Below are 16,705 nucleotides of genomic sequence, written 5' to 3'. Positions count from 1 at the left end.
CGGCTGCACGAAGGCCCACTCCGCATCGGACAGTTCATGGCGACGTATCACCGCACCATGATCCACCATCCAAGATCGTTTGAAGACACCCCCTACGCCTCCGCCTACAATCTCACCTTCGCCCCCGGCCGGAGCCGGGCGGACTTCTTCGGAGAGCGGACCGCCGGCGGATATGTCGTCGCGGAAGCCAAAGGCCGCTCAGGCCCGCTGGAGAAGGGGCTGCGCGAAGCCATGGAGGAACAGAAGAGGACAGTCAAGACCATCAAGGGCGCAGTGCCGAAGATCGCATACGCGAGCGCGGTGCACTTCTCCTCCCCCCACGGCTCCATGCGTCTGACGGCGATCGACCCGGACGCAGCCGACCCCCGCGCCGTAGACCTTCCCGTCGACCCGGACCGGCATGTGCTGGCCTACTACACGCCGTTCCTCGACGCCTTCGCCCATCAGGAACCACTCATTCTGGGCGACTACGTCGTGGCTGGCTTCGCGGCGCTCGGCGTGACGGTCGGGGTTCTGGCACCGGTGCTGCATCGTGTGGAACGAGCGGCTCGACGCAACGAAATCGCTGGCCTTCGCGAGGAAATCCTGGGCCTGCTCGCCCGCCACCGGCCTCGTCAGGAGCCCACGCTCTACATTGACGGCACTCTTTTCGCGGCAGACTGGACGGTTCCTCAGGACCGACGCCGCCCGAGCCGTCGGGAGAACGAGGTACTCCCCGACTCGCTGCATGAGGTGTTCCGCAGCGTGAACGAAGAGGACGACTGGCGAGAGATGTCCGTGGAGGAGGGGGACCTCAACTGGCGGGATCTGTCCCCTGCCAGGGGCTACCTGCCGGGAATCCTCTACCAGGGTGATGCCCTTGAGGGCTGAGGCATGGACGGTCACCGGGCACCCTACGGCCAGGGCCGGTTGGGTAGCGGCTCTGTAACCGGTGGCGGTGTGCTGCCCGCCTCCTCGGGCCTCAGCAGACCGGACAGCAGCTCACCGGACTCGCCCGTGCCGTGGTCGACGAAGCCCGTCAGCGGGTGGTGGCCAAGGTCTTCCAGGTCGCGGCCGTGTCTTCCTTGTTGGAGTGCACGATCACCAAGACGCCGTCCAGGTCCACGGTCACAGAGCCGCTCGCGTCAGACGCCATCTGCCTGCCCACCTGCCATACATGCTGGCGCACCTGGGAGCGAGCGCTGCGGATCGCGTTCAGGGGCGCGTTGGCCGCCAGCGGCGACCGTCGCGCAGCCGGGAGACTGTCGGGTCCGGGTCCACCAACCCGAACATGGCCAACTCGGTCCGCAACATGCCGATGCCGGCCGGGCAATCGCCACCGAGAGCGACCGCGAGCGCCACATCCAGCAGGATCTTGCCGAGATCGTGCCCGCCCGAGGCCTACGCCAGTGGCACAGGGCCACCGATATCGCACCCGCCTCTGTCGTACCGCACCAGGCTCAACTCGCCCCGGCGCGCGACACCCGTCGACCCATCCGACGGTGCCTCGTACCAACGCCACGGCCATCGGCGAGGCCCAGCAGGCTCACTCACTCACTCCCCGCCGCCTGCCCGAGCAGGACCTTGGTGCGGGAGGCGCCCAGGGACACCAACGGCGCACTCCCCCGGCCCTGCACTCCACGAGAGTCCGCCTGCCCGATCAAGCGCGGCCTTGCACCCCTCCCATGCCAGGAGCCGAAATCACGGCAGACGTCGCCCCGCAGCACAGCGACCGAATGGATAGGAAGCGGATAAACAGAATAAAGTAGTCATTTCCTCATCGCGGGATATACGCGGGATCGCGAGCCTGACACATCATCAGGTAGGCCGCTGAGCAGGCAAAACGCGGAATCACCCAACGGCCTCCGGAGCCGTGTGCGCAGGTTCGAATCCTGCCGGGGGCACTTCGCAGGAAGTGCCTGAAGACCCTGATCGACAGAAATGTCGATCAGGGTCTTTTGCTGTGCCCTCCCAGGCTCCGGACCCTCGTGATCGCCCCTGCCAGGTCCGGACCGGCCGATCGCAGTCACCAGGACGCAGAGGTAAGACCTCGGTCACGGGCCCGGCATCAGACGCTGGCCAGAGTCGCCGCCACCGACTGGAACCATGCGCCGTGGGAGAACGGCTCGGGCGGGCCGACCTCCATGCCGAGTTCGGCGGCCGCCAGGGCGTAATCCGCCTCGTCCAGGGGGAGGGCGAGCAGTTCGTGGAGTTCGCCCACCAAACGTGCGACCAGGTGTGGGTCGGTGGTCACGGCATAGTCGGCAACAGCGGCTTCATGGTCGGGAAACTCGTCCACGACGTCCTGCGAGAACCAGCCCCCGAGCAGTTGCGCGGTCTCCGGGAAGCGCGCGTGCCACTCCCAGTGCGTTTGAGGAGACGACGGTTGCGGGACGTCTCCTTCTTCGATGCTCCTCCGCAGGTGGTCGGCCAGCACGATCAGCCAGTCACGGATATCGGCCTGGGGCATCCCGGTGTCAGGGATCGCGTAGAACTCACCCAACTGATGTCGGATGCGGCCCGGTGGATTACGGCTGTACTCGCGCAGCTGACGCTCCGCCGCCGCGATGGCCCAGGGGCGGGTGTGCCAGGCGTGACGCAGATACGCGTCCAACGCGCGGCTGCGCCGCTCCGGGGTGTCGTCGGCCGGCTGCCCCAGGTACGCGCGCATCACCTGGTCCAGCTCGCCGTACCTGCGATCGTGTTCGAGAGGCTTCATGGACATCTGCGGGCGGCCTCTACAAGTAGAACGGGACGGTCATGTGGACGACGAAGCCGTGGGGACTCGACGGCTCACGACGCAACACCACACGTGCCGAACGAACGTCGACGGGCCCCCGCCCCGCCAGCAGGTCGGCTTCCAACTGGACCCGGCCCACCGGCTGCTCGCGGGAGGGCCAGGCTCCCTCGATGGTGAGTCGTACCCGGGTACCGCGGGCGAGCCAGCGGTGGATGGCCTGCTCATTGGCTGTCACTACCTGCTGGACGGCCCAGTAAGCGGTCTCACGGTCGGGGTAGGAAGCGGAACGGGTCAGCACAGGGACATCCTCTCAGGGGCCCGGTCAGGGGCTTTGCTGCGACTGATTACTAGTCGGAAAAGCTCCAGAACAGACCGACTTCGGTGCCCGAAACGACGACCAGGCCGCAGTCCTCCATAAGGACGCTCAGCGGGGCGTACCCGAGGCTCTCCTGAGAGAAGTCGAGCGTGCCGGGCGCGCTACCGGTCTTGCGCACGTTGGTGCGATAGGTGGCCTCGTTCCCGTAACGGGCCAGGATCGTGCGCGCCATCGCCCTCAGCTCGTCCTCGGACTCGTCGAAGTACCGGAGGTTGGCGAGGGTGCAGCCGGCCTCGGTCAGGGCCAGGAGCAGGTTCTCGGCGCTGTCGCGGTCGATCTCTTCGAGGCGGGCGGTGACGTACTCCGGAGAGTGGACGGCAAACGGGTACTCCGGGGCCCCGGTGCGTTCGGAGTCCTTCTCCGCGTCGTCGACGCGGACCCAGCCCCGGGGGTCCGGAACGGCCCGGGCCATCAAGGCCAGGGCGTCGAGCACCCAGTCCTCGTGCCGGCGCGGACCGGTGGCAATGTACGCGACCGCATCTCTGTAGAGGTGCTGTACCGCGGCTTCCCAGGAGGCCTGGTCGACGAACATGTGGTGCTGGCCTTTCTCGGTGGGGGTTCAGGACCGTGTCGCCGGGATCCTCCCGTGCCCGCGACACCCTCCGGACGGAGAGCAGCCTCACGGCGACACGAACTAAGCTCTGGCCGGCATCGAAGTCATCACAGTGAACGGCGGGGTACGGCCGCTGTCGTACCGGATACGGGTTTCGATACCGGTGACGTCGTAAACATGGGCGTCCATGCCTCCCTGTTTGTACCCGGAGAGCGGGTCGTTCGGATCGACCGGCTGCTTGCTCACGCTGCGGCCGCTGGTCTCACCGTTCGGCGCGGTGGCATGAAAGCTCTTGACGACTCCCTCCCCCGGCGGCGGCGGACCCTTGATCCATGCTTCGATGGCTTCCTTGTTCCGGTTGAGGTTGTACTCGGTCAGCACCTCCGCCCTCTGGAGATTCGGGAAGGCGGAAGAACCTCTCGGATAGGGCTTTCCGTGCGGCCATGCCTGAGTCGGCCCGTTCACCTGTTGATCACGCAGTCGCTGCACAAGCTGCTCGTCCGTCTTTCCGACGTGCTTGTCCAGCGTGTGGCCGTTCTCCATGTACTCGTTGGCGGCAAGATTGAGGTCGTACTTACCGGCCGAGTCGATCTTCAGCCACACCTGCGAGCCCTTGAACTCCTCCAGGGCCCGCATCCCGAAGCCTTGCGCCCGGGCTTCCTGGGCCTCGAATTTCGGAGCGCTTCTGTGTGCCTCGTCCAACGGACCCACCAGTGCGTCGAGCTGCGGGACGAGTGCGTCGACGCGCCGATTGTACGTGGTGACGATCATGTTCAGCTTCGCGGTGTTCATGTTCAGGACGATTCCCTGACCCAACTGGCCTGCCCCTTTGACCACCCCTTTAAGGAAACCCTTGACGTCGTCCATGCCGACGCCGTCCTTGAGGTTGACTTCGACTCGGGGAATCGCATCCCGCACGGCCTCCATGTAGACGTCCCATACCTCGCTGTTGAGATAGACGGCCGCCTCGGCAAATTCGTGGAGGAGATCACTGACCTTCCTGGCCGTGTCGAACAGTACGGTCATTACCGGGTGGGTGGCGGTCGGCGACGAGGAGCTGTCGTGTTTCCACTCGTAGTTCTGGCGGTTCTTGCCCCATGCCGTCGTGCCCCACAGCGAACTGCAGAAGTGGCGCATCGCGTTGTACCACTCGCTGTCGGCCTGCTGGGTGATACTGCTGACGTTCCCCGTCAAACCGCTCTCCGCCAGGGAGAGCGAGGTAGTCGTCGCCATCCATGCCTTGGACAGTGAGTTCACATAGTGCTGCTGAGGAAACGGGTAGACCTCGGCGACCTTACCCATCCGGAAGGCATGCTTCACCACGGGCCTCAGTATGTCTCGGACCAGCTCGGGCACCCACTCGAGGATCCTGCGGATGAAGTCGTCGCCGCCGTCGTCGTCACCCCACTTCAGATTCGGAACCGGGCCGTAGGCGGGCGGGCGCTCGATGACCTTCGGCAGTGGTTGGACAACCGCTTTGGTCTTCCCTGTTGGATCATTGGCCGCCTCTGCCTGCGCATAGGTATTCGCCGTCGAGGTGAAGCCGACTGCCGCTCCCCCGATGCTTGCGACGCTCTTGGCCCAAACCTCGAGGAAGCGGTTTCCTACCGTGACGTACGACGTTGCGAAGGCCTGGGGCGAGTTTCCGTAACCACCTGCGTCCGGGTACTTGTGCAGATCTTCGAGGAAGGTTTTGGCACCCCTGTCCATCACCGTCTGCTGATTCGCCACACCACCGGACACGCGGTGGAGGTCAGCCGGTTTGACGTCGATGGTGCCGTTCCCGCCCGGTGGTGGTGTTCCCATCAGCCGGCCCCCCAGCCACGCAGCACGGTCTGATGCGCTGCCGCGTAATTGATATTGCTTGTGGTCGCGCACTCGTGCAGCCATTTCTGGACCGCCTGGAGATCCTGCGCCGAACGGTCCCACTCGTCGAGCTTTTCGACGAAGACCTCGCGGGCCTCCCCCTCCCAGGCAAGCACGACCGGCACGACGCGGTCGTGGAGGTCGTCCAGACTGCTGTTGAGCTTTGCGACGATGTCCTCCAGCTCGGCGGCGAGCTCGAAGAGGTCGGCGAAGGAGACGGTGATCCGGCTGTCGTCCGCACTTCCGGTCGGCATGATTACCCCGTTTCGTGGGTTTCGCCGCAGTGACGGCAGAGGTTCTCGGAGAGAGTCTCAGAAGGAGTCGAGGCTGCTGCGCGGAGGGACGGGGCCGGTGGCCTCCGGGTTCGGTGTGGACAGTTTGCCGACCTCGCTTTCGATATCAACGGGAATGCTTCGCAGTTCGGCCATCGTGTCCAGTTCCTGATCCGTGAAGCCGTCCCGGCTCAGACGTACGGCCTGCTCGAGGTGCCGGATCACTTCGCGGATGCGCACGGCGTCCTCGGCCGCCGCCCGGTGGAACCTGCGGTACGCCGTTGCCGCCGGCCCTCGCCAACCCGCCTCGATGCGGTCGACGATCGCGTCCATCCGCCTGATCTGCTTGTCCAGGTGATCCTGCATGTCGTCGAGGTCATCGGCCAATTTGGTGAGATCTCTGCTCGACGCCCGCAGATGGGCGCCGCTTCCCCGGCTCGCGCCCGCACCGCCTTCGTCCATGATCTGTGCCTCCGCTCGTTGACCTCGGCATATCGCGTATACGCGCTGGTCCCTCTACCGGCCGAGCAGATCGCGATCTCGACCGCATCACGCATGAGGTGGCCGCCCGAATAAATGTATGTCCAAACGTTCGACACGGATCCGCTCTCAGCGGCGGCGCCCGGAGTTCATGCGAACGGCCGTCTCCCATGCGCGCGAGCCCTGTCTCGCCGGGCACACTCTGTTGAAACACCTCCAGTACCAGGAACCGTTGGCTCGCCTTCGCAGGTCCACATCATCGCCTTTGCACGCACCGCATCGCGGCGGTTTCGCAAAGTCCTCCGCATGCTCATGAGCGAGGATCTTGCGGGCGAAGTGGCCGCCTTTGATGGTCAGCATGACTTCTCGGGAGCGGCTCTGCGAGAGGGTGTTGAGGCTGCCCAGCAGTACCGTGTGCTCGTCGATGACGACGATCTTCTGGTGCATGACATTGACGGCGACCACGGTCGGGACCACCGCCCGCAGCTGCTTGACCAGGTGAGCCTGTTTCTTCTGACCGGTGTCGTAAGGGTCACGGACGAAGATCGTCACACGCACTCCACGATGTACGGCGTCGGCCAGTACCGGGAGCAGGCGGAGCAGGCGTTTGGCCGTCCAGGGAGACCAGATCCACAAGGACGTACGGGCTTCCGCGAGCCGGTCGGTGAACGTCTCGTAGAAGGAGATCTCGTCGTCGATGTCGGAGACCTCGACATGGCGCGAGAGAACGTCGGCGAGCCGGGTGCCGAAGGGGCCCAGTGGGATATCGGGCTGCCCGCCGGGGGCAATGAGCCGGGTGGCAGGTACCGAGCGGACGCGCCGGTCGTGGATGAGCGCGGCGAGCTTGCCCATGGCAGTCTGTTCGCCTGCGGCGAGGATACGGCTCCGGCTCCCGACGACGTACAACCTGGTCTGCACCCGTGTGACGGCGACGTTGAAGAGCCGTACTCCGTTGCGTGCCCAGGCCGTCGCCCCGGGGGCCCGAGTCGCCTGGGACATCCAGAGCCCGTCACCGTAGTCGTCCTCCACTGTGTCGAAGACGACCACCGGGAACTCACGGCCCTGGAACCGGTGCGCCGTCCCGACCTCGGCAAGCCTGCCGTCCGTCCCCTCGTGGTCCCGCAGGGCTTCCAGGGTCGCTTCCGCCTGCACCGGGTACGGCGTGACCACACCGGCTTCTTCGCCGTCCTCACGGTGCAGGTCGATCAGCGCCCGGGCGAGCAGAGCGCCGGCCGGCCACCATCCCTTGCGACGGCCGGTGCGGTGGGCCTGAGCGAGACTCTGGAGTCCGTCGGTATCGATGATCACGATCTCTGCGTCGTCGGGCGCTCGTCGAGCAGCACGCTGCTCGACCCCGGGGCCCGGTTTCAGCACACCGTCATAAGCGAGGGCATTGGCAAGACTCATGACGTCACGGCCGAACCGGTGCTGAACGTCGAGGACGACGCAGCCGGGATGGTTGACGGCAGCTGCGGCGGACTCGATGCCGAAGTGTTCGTAGACCTCGCTGAGGATCCAGCGAGCCACATCGGGCCGTTTGCTGCTGTCGAGGTCGGGCAGAACGGGACCGAGCTGCATGAAGTCGCCGAGAAGAACGGCCGTGCTCTTGGCCTTGCCAACGGCGAGGAGTGCTTCGGGCAGAGTAGCGGCCCCGGCCTCGTCGACCAGGACGACGTCGTACTCGCCCTCGAACACCGCTTTGGTGGTACGGAAGCGTGCGAGGGTCGTGGCGACCACCTTCGCACCCCGCACGATCTCGCCCTGGGCATCGCGGGCGAGCTTGTCGTACTCCTCCTGGAGCTCGCGGTGGCGGCGTTCCAGGGCCGGCTTCTGCTCCGCGTCCGCAACGACTCGGGGCCTGAGGGCGGCGGCCAGTGCATGGCGGCCGGGATGTCCGAGACGGTCGGCCTCCGCGACGCGATCCACCGCCGCTTGCGAGAGCTTGATTTCCGTGTCGAAGGGGGCGGACCGAGCGGCTGCCGCTTTGCGGACCCGTTGAGCCTGCTTCAGGTCTTCCTGCGTCACGCGCAGGTCAGTCTGTCGACGAGTGATCTCCTGCCTGCTGAAGGCGATCCGGCCACCGATGTCGGCGAGACGCGCAGCTACGGCTTCGGCCTGACGAGCAAGAACGGACCGGGCTTGCTCTGCCTTCCGCTCGGCGGCCTCGGCACGGGTGCGTGCCGTGGCGAGTTCGATGTGTGCCGCCTCGCGGTCCCGCTTGGTCCGGCGCCTCGCGAAGCCCTTCAAACTCTCCAGGTCGTCAAGATGTTCCTGTACCGCCGTGCGCTCGCCGTCGGCGAGGAGTGCCTTCGCCTCCAAATCGACGACCACCGTCCGCAGTTGGGCGATATGCGCATGATGCTCGTCGTGGGACTGCCAGTCCGCTTGAGCTGGCTCCGTCGCTTTTACGGCTTCGACCGCTGCCTGATGCGCCTCTTCCAGGCGCGTAACCGCCTCCACCGCAACCCGAACATCCCGATGTGCCCGGTCGCGAGCCTGCTTCAGGGCATCGGGGCTGCGCGCGGGATCGTCGAGGCGGGTGCGGTCCGCCGCGTATGTCACCGCGTCGAAGTGGGTCAGGCCGCGGTCCAGTCCCTCCAGCCGACGGGCTCGTTCCCCGGCTTCGACCAACTGGGCGGCGACCGCACGGCGCCGTTCATCCGCTTCGGCCAGCCGTTCACGCACCATCAGTGCGAGACAGACGCTCGCGTCCTCCGCAACCTCCCGCAAATGGGGTGGCCCCACCCGAACGATCTCACCGTCTGCGTGGCGTCTCTCTTTCACCACCCCCCACAGGGCGTTGTCCACGGCGATGTTGGTGGCCGAGACCAGGAGGACACGCTTCCCGTGCGCCATCAGGTCGCCGATGGCGCGTTTGAGGACCGTGGTCTTGCCGGTGCCGGGCGGGCCCCAGACAAGCCACAATCCCTCGCCGGTGCAGGCACGGTACGCGAGCTCCTGAGCCGGCAGGAGCACATTCGACGGCGGCCCCATCGGTGCCAGCCGACCGGCGCCCGCCTCACCTCGGGCCATGAGGTGGGCCAGTGGGGCGTCGGTGAGCGCGGCCATGCCCTCCCGCAATGCCTTGACGAGGAATCCCATGGGCTGAGGCTTCATCCACAGGTGTGGATCAGGTGGATCCGCGAACTCCGGCACGCGCACCCGTAGGGCTGTGCCGTCCTTGAACACGTCGAGAACGGAGTGCCCGGCGTCGACACCGCTTTCCTCTGGCCCGGCCAGTCTCAGATTGTCGCCTTGAAGCTGGTCCGTACCGATCTCGGAGCCTCGTACGTCCACGACGTACTCTCCGGGTTTCCGGCCTCGCACAGCTCGCCCCAGAGGGCGCCACCGCGGCTCGCGCGCGGGTACGCCCTCGTGAGCCACCCAGGCGTCCAGCGCTGATACAACTTCTTCCTGCCAGCCCACGTTCCCCCGTCGCAACCTCGCTGCCCGGACTTCACTCCGTGTTATCAGGGCAGCCAGGCCCTGACCACGGCCTATCCGGCCAAGCTGAACCGCCCGCGACTGCAGCAAGCCGACGGGCTCAGGCGTCCAGCCATGTCTGCCGGTGCCGGGCCACGGCATAGATCTGCTCTATCCGCCGAACATCCATGACTCTGCCGATGGGCGCGAGCGCGGCAAGGGTGCGTTCGTTGTAGACATGCACCGTCTGGCGCGTCGCATCGACCTTGAGCTCCGCCGGCCGTACGAAAACGAGGAGCGGGGATACGGGGACCGGGAAGCCGCAGTGGACGGACAGCGCCTTCGAGGCTCGTTCGGACTCCCGTCGGGCCTTCATCGGGTACGGGCGGCCCTTGCCGTGATCCACTTTCACCATCTCGTCACCCACCCAGATTCTCCGTCCTCGAAAGTTCTTGGTGTTGAGGGTGAATACCCCGCCGGGCCCGATCAGCAAATGATCAATGTCGTGGCCGGAAGAGAGCGGGACCGAGTGCAGCACCTGCCAGCCGTGCCCGGCGAATCGACGTAGTTCCTTACCGACCCTCCGCTCTCCCTCGAGCCCTTGGCGCCAGCTGTCCCATTCGGAGGGGCGCCTCAGGGCGGCGTCGAGCAGTCGCCGCAACGGCCCGGGCCCCTCGGAAGTCAGTTTGTCCTTCACCAGCGCACCGGGCCGGTGCAGTGCCAGGTCGTCCGCGCCGGTGAGGGGAGGCAGTAAGGGAGGCGGCGACCGGAGCGGGTCCGCGGGGGCCCGGCCGGCGGGGACCGCCGGTTCCGCTGGACCGGGCACGCAGTGCGCCAAGAGCTCCATCACCTGGTGCCGGAGCTCCGGGCATGCGATCTCCAGATGCCCGCTCTTGAGATCGAGCCAGGCCACCAAGCCGCCATCCGCATCGTTCACGTACAGCCGATGGTGCCCGTACCTCTTCCACTCCTTGACCGTCAGATCCCCCACCGAGCCGCCCCCTCAGCCGCTGTCCCCCCGGAGGACATGGCAACAACCCCTGCGGCCACCCGCAAGAGCGCTTCCGGCCATGCGGTGACACTTGCCAGGAGCGCGGTCGTTCCGCCCGCTGATCACCAGCCGCGCAGACACAAGTCCCGGTGGTAGACGACGTACTCGGTGTCGATCGGGTGTCGGCGAGTGAGCTCCCATTTCGCTTCGCCGCTGTTCGTCATGCACACCGACCAGTTCTCGTCGATGTAGATGCTGAAGGTGTCGAACTGCTTGTGGCGGTTGGGGCAGAGACAGAGGAGATTCTCCAGGATGTCCGGGCCGAAGTGCGGACTTCCCAGGCCCTGGATATGAGCGGCCTCGCTGTAGCGGCCGTCCCGTGTTTCCAGTGGCACGCCGCACACCTGGCAGATACTTCCGTAGACGTCCTTGACCAGGGCCGCCGACTGCCGGTCGCGGTCGGGCTGGGAACCGCTCCGGGGGCGGCGGCCCACGGGAGCCGGGCCGGAGGGGTCCTCCGTCCGGCCACCTGCGCTCAGGACGCCGCCAAGGCCGGTCATCTCGAGCAGTGCCGTCCGGTCCGTATCCGTGCCGGAGAAGTGGGTGGAGAGCACGATGTCGACCGCCTGCGCGCGGCTTCGGGAGCTCTTGGACACATTGGCCGCGTCCTCCTTCAAGCCGGCCCGTGCCCAGGCCCTGCGCAGATTGGCTGCGGAGAGCTCCAGGTCGGGCCCAGTGACTCCCAGCACCTCCCACAGCCCACCGGCCCGGAGGTGCCGGAGCGAACGCTCTGTCGTAGCGTTGCCGCCGTCGCCGCCGAAGTCCTCCAAAAGGGAGCCGACCTCCTGCTCGAGCTCGGACCAGGGAGCAAGTCGTGCCTTCTCCTCTACGAGCCGTCCGATGGACCAGAGCAAGGCCATTGACTGATGTGCCGGGTCGGTCTTGAACGACCTGATCATCTTGAGCAGAGTGTCGTGCGTAAGGCCGGGCTCCGCGGGACGCGGTGCCGGAACAGCGGGCGGCCGATCCTCGTGGAGGACGGCCTTGTGATCGACCGGTACGCGCAGCCGGTGCCCGTGGAACAGGCGCAGTCGGCTCGGCACCGCGCGGCCGGAAGTCCGGCGGAGCCGCTCGCCGACGCCGAGGTCAGGCTGTCCGGGCCACGGGTGGTCGCCCCGGATCCGGGCGGTGAGATCGTGGCCCTGTGAGACACGGACACCCGCTACGGCAGTCGGCGGGCCGGATACCACGGTGGTGCCTCACTCGCCGAGTTCGTCATTCCGGTCATGGCTTTTCTGCCGCTCGGAGCCACCCCGCCCAAGGGCTGCCGGAAGTTGGGAAGTCAGCGACCGGCCTGGTGGAACGCCGAAGCAGCGGGCGCCGTCCCGCAGACTCGGGAGCCGGAGTCAGCACCGCTCACGCGTACCGTGGCGAAGGTGTCGGCGAAGCGTTCCAAGGCGGCGGCGGAGCTGGCCAGGGGCCACGACGCCCTCTTCGACGAGGTGGTGGTTCCTTCCTCGCCGAGCCAGGACAGTCTGCTGTCCGTCGCGCTGGTCGCACCCGACGAGGCGCTGGTCGGAGCGCTGCTGGCCTCGGAGACGTCTGTCCTGCAGGTCGACATGCTGGCCCGTCGGCCGGATATGGCACGCATCAAGCAGGCTCTTCACGCCCTGCTCGGATCCGGCGGGACGCTGCCAGTGACGGCACTCGCGCAGCGGGTGAATCTGCCGCCGTCCCGGCGTCCGGAGGGGTTCGCAGCCGTACTGCGCCAGTTGCTGAACTACGACGGAGTCCAGGTGCTGGAAACCTTGGCGGACGGGCGGACGCTGCGACTCGACACCGGCCTCTTGCGGCAGCAGTTCGAACTGTGAACGGGGGTGGGCTCGCGGCCGGCGCCGCGGGCCCACCCCCGTCACGGGATCACAGGTCCGGTACGTACTCGCGCAGCAACTGACGGAATGCGATCAACTGCTGCAGCCGTTCCTCGGGCAGGGGCTGCGGGTCGAAGTGCGCGATCTTGTTCCGGATCTTGCGGACCTGGGCGAGGTCGTAAAGGAACTGTCCGCGGTCCAATCCACCCCACTTCAGCGCGGCCCAGTTCAGGTCGGCCTGGGCACAGAGCGCCGGATACTGCTGCTGCTGTTGGCCGTCGATCAGCACTTCGTACTGGAAGAAGGCCAAAGCTGACGGGAAGGTTCTGTTCATACATACGCGCAATGGACTTCCAGGTGATCACCCCCCCCGGGACATAGGACTGCCCTTCGATAACGGGTAGCTGGGAGAAATTGCGCGATCGCATCAGGTGAGTCGCCGTCTGGAGCCCGGCCGTCGGGGGCAGGGAGACGACACCGGAGTTCGGATCGAGGATGTCTCCGTTCCTCGCCCTCGACGAAGACGGCTTGCTGGCCGCCGCCGCCCTGCTGCTGCTGCTGCTGCAATGGGGCCGCGGCTGGGTGGAACCGGTGACGGCTCCGCCGGAGCCCCGGCATATCGCCGCCCAGCAGATCCTGGCGCTCTGCCTTCAGGAACACAGGGTGGGCGATCAGCTCTGGAAGGACGGGTGGGGCGGGCTCGGTCCGGTTCGCGCCACCTCTTACGAGCTCGCTCGTGCGGTGCGGGAGGTGCTGCTGGGAGCCGCTCCCCCGGTCGCACTGACTCGCCGGGCCCAGGGCGCACTGGCAAAGGCTCGCGAAGAGAATCATGTGTCGGTGCACGCCGACGGGGCGGTGGTTACCCGTGGCGGACGAGAGACCAATGTGCGCTGGTGGACCTGGGCCGGTCATCGCGCCAATGCCACTCTTGCCGCCAGCCTCGGGTCGGTCGCCGATCCGTTGCAACGCCCGACCGGCGCCCACCTGCGGCTGCGCGAGGATGTCACTCCTCAGGAGTGGGCAGGGGCCAAGGCGGATGCCGCCGTGCAGCTCTGCCTCCCGGCAGTGGACCCACTGGCGCTGACCGGCCTCAAGTTCAGTACGGCACTGCCACCCCGGCTCGCCGAGGCAACGCTCGCCGCTCGGCTCGCGGATCTCGACGGTGCCGCAGATGTACTCCGGCAGCCCACGAGATTCTTCAACCAAGGCTGCTGACCGCGAGCTCCCCGCATCCCTTCGGCTCTGCGGTCCCCCGCCATGCCCGCGGTCGTCGGCGGATCAGCGGGAGCCGTCCGTGATGCGGCCGGGGTGCCCGTGCCGGCGGCGGTGGTCGCGGGGTGGTGGAGCGGAGTGGGAGTGGAGGGGGAGTTCGGTGCGGCGGTAGGAGCCGGGGGTGGCGCCGTAGGTGGCGCGGAAGGTGCGGCTGAAGACCGACGGGTTGGTGAAGCCCCAGTGGGCCGCGATGTCCGCGATGCGGCGGGTGGCCAGCTCGGGGTCGCTCAGGTCACGGCGGCAGCGTTCGAGGCGGCGGCGGCGGATGGTGGCGGCCACCGTGGTGCGGCGGCCTTCGAAGAGGGAGTGGAGGGTGCGGACCGATACCCGGTGGTGGTCGGCGATGGCCGCCGGGGTGAGGCGCGGGTCGGCGAGGTTGACGTCGATGAAGTAGTCGATGCGGGTCAGCAGGGAGGTGCGGTGGGCGTCGTCGGGGAGGGTGCGCTGCCGTTCCAGGTAGTGGGCGAGGAAGGCGACGGCCAGGTCCCGGGTGACGGTGGAGAGCCGTTCGGTGTCGCCGGCCCGGAGACGGGCGCCGTGGTGGGCGACGGAGAAGAGATGGCCGCGGAGGACTTCGCCGATGCCGCCGCCGCAGTCGAGGCGGGTGGCGACGAGGTCGTCCAGCCGGTCGGGCGGCAGCGGGACGGCGTGCCGCGGCAGCCGGAGCAGGAACTGGCGTAAGCCGGTGGCGTCGGTGGTCTCCGCCTCGTACTCGTGCGAGGTGTCGAAGAGCGCCCAGTCCCCCGCGGCGAGGGACACGGTCCGGCCGCGCTGGGTCAGGGCGACCGAACCGGAGGTGATCAGGGCGAGCTGGTAGTGCTCTGGGTCCGCCAGCCGGATCAGGGAGGGGGTGCGGTACGCGCGCAGCGGGGTGTGCTCGAAGAAGGAGAACGCGGTGGCGCCGAGATCGAGCGTGCCCACCCGGGCCCGGAACGCGGCGGGGTGGTCGCAGCTCAGCCGGGTCGGCGCGACCAGGCGGCCCAGCACCTCGGTGAACCAGTCGAAACGCTTGTGCACGGGGACCGTGTCCGTGCAGGTCAGTGGGATCAACAGCACTGCCTCTCTGCGCGTCCGCGAAACCGCCGCCGGCCGGTGGGCGCGGCCGGCGGAGCCGGTCGTAGAGCTCCCGGGGACCGGTCGGCCACCGGTCTCCCCATACACCGTTCCCCATCCCTAACGCTGTTAGATCGCGGGCTCACGCTACTACACTGACCGCTCAACAGCCGGATGTACGGGCCGTATTGCGGATCGTGGAGCGTGATGGCGTGGCGGGCGGAAAGCCCCGGGGCGATACCGCCCGGAACGTCTGGCTGTGGCCCGAGCGGACGCCCCGCGGGCAGCCTCCGCTCACCCTGGACCGGATCGCCGCCGCGGCGGTCGTCCTCCTCGACGAGCAGGGCATCGACCGGCTCACCATGCGCCGCCTCGCCGAGCGTCTCGATGTTGTCGCGCCCTCCCTCTACTGGCACATCGACAACAAGGACAACGTCATCGACCTCGCCCTGGACGCGGTCTTCGGCGAGCCGCCCGGCCGGGCCGGGGAGGCGGACGTCTGCTGGCGCGACCGGGTGACCGGGGTGATGAGCGGGATCCGGGCGACCCTGGTACGCCATCCCTGGGCCACCGCCGCGCTGACCAGCCGGCCCCCGTCCGTGGGCCCCAACTTCCTCGCCTGGCTGGAGACGCTCCAGACCTCGCTCGCCCGGGCCGGACTCCCGGACAAGGAACTGACGGCCGCGACCTGGACGCTGTTCAACCATGTCATGGGGTTCGCCTGGTCGGAGTCGACCGGGCGGGTCACCGCGGAGCAGCGGGACGCGGGCCGCGAGCACCTCCGGGACAACCGCCACCGCTATCCCACCCTCGCCTCCAACGACAGCCTCTACTGCGGCGGCTGGGACGGGATGTTCAGCATCGGGGTCCGCTATCTGCTCGACGGCATCGGCACCCGCCTCCGTATCGCCGAGCAGGAGTAAAGGGGAGGAAGGGGAAGGGAGGGAAGGAGGGAGGGGGAGGAGGAGGGGAGGGGGCGCGGTTGTGGGGAACCCGGTGGCGAATCGGCTACGGCGGCTCCCCGCCGTACGCGATACTGGCCGGGCGGGGCAGGCATCGCCTCCCGCGTCGGCACGGCTTCGGACACGCACGGTTTCGGACAGGACGGGCTGCCGGAAGGGCGGTTGGCGTGCGACAGCGGCGGACGGCACCTCAGAGCAAGGCCGACTACGTGTACAACGTGCTCCTCGACGATATCCGCAACGCCCGGATCCCCGGCGGTTCCCCGCTCCGGGCCGCCCCGGTCGCCGAGCGGCTCGGGGTCTCCATCACCCCGGTCCGCGAAGCCCTCCGGCGGCTGGAGAAGGACCGGCTGATCAGTTACGAGAGCCATCACGGGGCCACCGTCATCGACCTCAGCGACGAGGCCCTTGTCGAGTACTACGACGTACGCGCCGTGGTGGAGGGGCTGGGCGCCAGGCTCGCCGCCGGGCGGATCACCGCCGAGCAGCTCGCCGGGCTGCGCTCCATCCACACCTCCATGGTCGCCGATATCGCCGCCGGGCGGCGCGAGCGCCTCGGCGAGCTGAGCCGCCATCTCCATCTCGCCATCGCGGACATCGGCGGGCCGGCGTTCCTCGGCGAGCAGGCCCGCGCCATCCGCAACAGCTACCCCGTACCGCAGGACGCGTCCCTCTGGCTCGACGACAACCATGTGCAGCGGCATATCGTCGACGCCCACGCCCGGATCCTCGACGCCGTCGCGGACGGCGACGGCGACACCGCCGAGCGCCTGATGACCGAGCACATCCGGCTCAGCGCCGCCTACCGGATCGGGGAGCGCGCCGGTCCGCCGCCGTCCGCCGGCCGCGAGAGGTAGGGGCGGGGGC

The 16,705-nt window shown here is 67.8% G+C and carries 17 protein-coding genes and 2 pseudogenes; 6 read left to right on the top strand and 13 right to left on the bottom strand.

Annotation, left to right across the window (positions count from 1 at the left end; all coding sequences use genetic code 11):
* On the top strand, positions 1-870 hold an 870-nt coding region (locus ACWDR0_RS13020), incomplete at its 5' end, for a hypothetical protein (RefSeq protein ID WP_456351719.1).
* Positions 871-941: 71 nt separating this feature from the next.
* Here the strand turns inward: ACWDR0_RS13020 and ACWDR0_RS13015 are convergent.
* From ACWDR0_RS13015 to ACWDR0_RS12970, 10 genes and pseudogenes are all read right to left on the bottom strand, one after another.
* Positions 942-1,409: pseudogene (locus ACWDR0_RS13015) on the bottom strand (transposase); the annotation flags it as partial.
* A 638-nt stretch (positions 1,410-2,047) separates the two neighbouring features.
* The gene (locus ACWDR0_RS13010; RefSeq protein WP_456351718.1) at positions 2,048-2,704 is read right to left on the bottom strand and encodes a contact-dependent growth inhibition system immunity protein; all 657 of its coding nucleotides are present in this window, start codon (positions 2,702-2,704) and stop codon (positions 2,048-2,050) included.
* A 13-nt stretch (positions 2,705-2,717) separates the two neighbouring features.
* Positions 2,718-3,017: an RNase A-like domain-containing protein gene (locus ACWDR0_RS13005; protein ID WP_456351717.1), complete on the bottom strand. Its 300-nt coding sequence runs from the start codon at positions 3,015-3,017 to the stop codon at positions 2,718-2,720.
* 49 nt (positions 3,018-3,066) lie between these two features.
* Positions 3,067-3,627: a hypothetical protein gene (locus ACWDR0_RS13000; protein ID WP_456351716.1), complete on the bottom strand. Its 561-nt coding sequence runs from the start codon at positions 3,625-3,627 to the stop codon at positions 3,067-3,069.
* Positions 3,628-3,729: 102 nt separating this feature from the next.
* Complete coding sequence (locus tag ACWDR0_RS12995; RefSeq protein WP_456351715.1) at positions 3,730-5,526, bottom strand: RNase A-like domain-containing protein; 1,797 nt, start codon at positions 5,524-5,526, stop codon at positions 3,730-3,732.
* On the bottom strand, positions 5,454-5,768 hold the full coding sequence (locus ACWDR0_RS12990) for a WXG100 family type VII secretion target (RefSeq protein ID WP_456351714.1): 315 nt from the start codon (positions 5,766-5,768) through the stop codon (positions 5,454-5,456). Before ACWDR0_RS12990 ends, ACWDR0_RS12995 begins: the two co-directional genes overlap by 73 nt.
* Positions 5,769-5,825: 57 nt before the next feature.
* Positions 5,826-6,248 (bottom strand): WXG100 family type VII secretion target, encoded by a 423-nt coding sequence (locus ACWDR0_RS12985; RefSeq protein WP_456351713.1) that lies wholly within the window; start codon positions 6,246-6,248, stop codon positions 5,826-5,828.
* 147 nt (positions 6,249-6,395) lie between these two features.
* Positions 6,396-9,563 carry an AAA domain-containing protein gene (locus tag ACWDR0_RS12980; protein ID WP_456351712.1) on the bottom strand — a complete coding sequence of 1,056 codons (3,168 nt, stop codon included), beginning with the start codon at positions 9,561-9,563 and terminating at the stop codon, positions 6,396-6,398.
* Between the two features lie 247 nt (positions 9,564-9,810).
* A complete protein-coding gene (locus ACWDR0_RS12975) occupies positions 9,811-10,680 on the bottom strand; it encodes a nuclease-related domain-containing protein (protein WP_456351711.1) in 870 nt (289 codons plus the stop codon).
* 122 nt (positions 10,681-10,802) lie between these two features.
* On the bottom strand, positions 10,803-11,639 hold the full coding sequence (locus tag ACWDR0_RS12970; RefSeq protein WP_456351710.1) for an HNH endonuclease: 837 nt from the start codon (positions 11,637-11,639) through the stop codon (positions 10,803-10,805).
* Positions 11,640-11,726: 87 nt separating this feature from the next.
* On the opposite strand from ACWDR0_RS12970, the gene ACWDR0_RS12965 reads away from it, so the two are divergent.
* Both ACWDR0_RS12965 and ACWDR0_RS12960 read left to right on the top strand, forming a co-directional pair.
* On the top strand, positions 11,727-11,888 hold the full coding sequence (locus ACWDR0_RS12965; protein WP_456351709.1) for a hypothetical protein: 162 nt from the start codon (positions 11,727-11,729) through the stop codon (positions 11,886-11,888).
* 228 nt (positions 11,889-12,116) lie between these two features.
* On the top strand, positions 12,117-12,551 hold the full coding sequence (locus ACWDR0_RS12960; RefSeq protein WP_456351708.1) for a hypothetical protein: 435 nt from the start codon (positions 12,117-12,119) through the stop codon (positions 12,549-12,551).
* A 49-nt stretch (positions 12,552-12,600) separates the two neighbouring features.
* Here ACWDR0_RS12960 and ACWDR0_RS12955 read toward each other — a convergent pair whose 3' ends face one another.
* Positions 12,601-12,885, bottom strand: coding sequence for a hypothetical protein (locus ACWDR0_RS12955; protein WP_456351707.1), 285 nt, complete (start codon positions 12,883-12,885; stop codon positions 12,601-12,603).
* A 64-nt stretch (positions 12,886-12,949) separates the two neighbouring features.
* Positions 12,950-13,018: pseudogene (locus ACWDR0_RS12950) on the bottom strand (hypothetical protein); the annotation flags it as partial.
* A gap of 28 nt (positions 13,019-13,046) precedes the next feature.
* Here ACWDR0_RS12950 and ACWDR0_RS12945 point away from each other — a divergent pair.
* Positions 13,047-13,766 (top strand): hypothetical protein, encoded by a 720-nt coding sequence (locus tag ACWDR0_RS12945; RefSeq protein ID WP_456351706.1) that lies wholly within the window; start codon positions 13,047-13,049, stop codon positions 13,764-13,766.
* A gap of 63 nt (positions 13,767-13,829) precedes the next feature.
* On the opposite strand, the gene ACWDR0_RS12940 is transcribed toward ACWDR0_RS12945, so the two are convergent.
* Positions 13,830-14,873: an AraC-like ligand-binding domain-containing protein gene (locus ACWDR0_RS12940; protein ID WP_456351705.1), complete on the bottom strand. Its 1,044-nt coding sequence runs from the start codon at positions 14,871-14,873 to the stop codon at positions 13,830-13,832.
* 200 nt (positions 14,874-15,073) lie between these two features.
* Here ACWDR0_RS12940 and ACWDR0_RS12935 point away from each other — a divergent pair, with 200 nt between their 5' ends.
* On the top strand, positions 15,074-15,799 hold the full coding sequence (locus ACWDR0_RS12935) for a TetR/AcrR family transcriptional regulator (protein ID WP_456351704.1): 726 nt from the start codon (positions 15,074-15,076) through the stop codon (positions 15,797-15,799).
* Between the two features lie 206 nt (positions 15,800-16,005).
* Entirely contained in the window at positions 16,006-16,695 is a 690-nt protein-coding gene (locus ACWDR0_RS12930; protein ID WP_456351703.1) for a GntR family transcriptional regulator, read from the top strand.
* Positions 16,696-16,705: the final 10 nt, after the last annotated feature.

It is taken from the genome of Streptomyces sp. NPDC003691 (assembly GCF_053981115.1).
The sequence above is the reverse complement of the archived record's forward strand: the minus strand, read 5'-3'. Positions and strand labels throughout refer to the sequence as shown.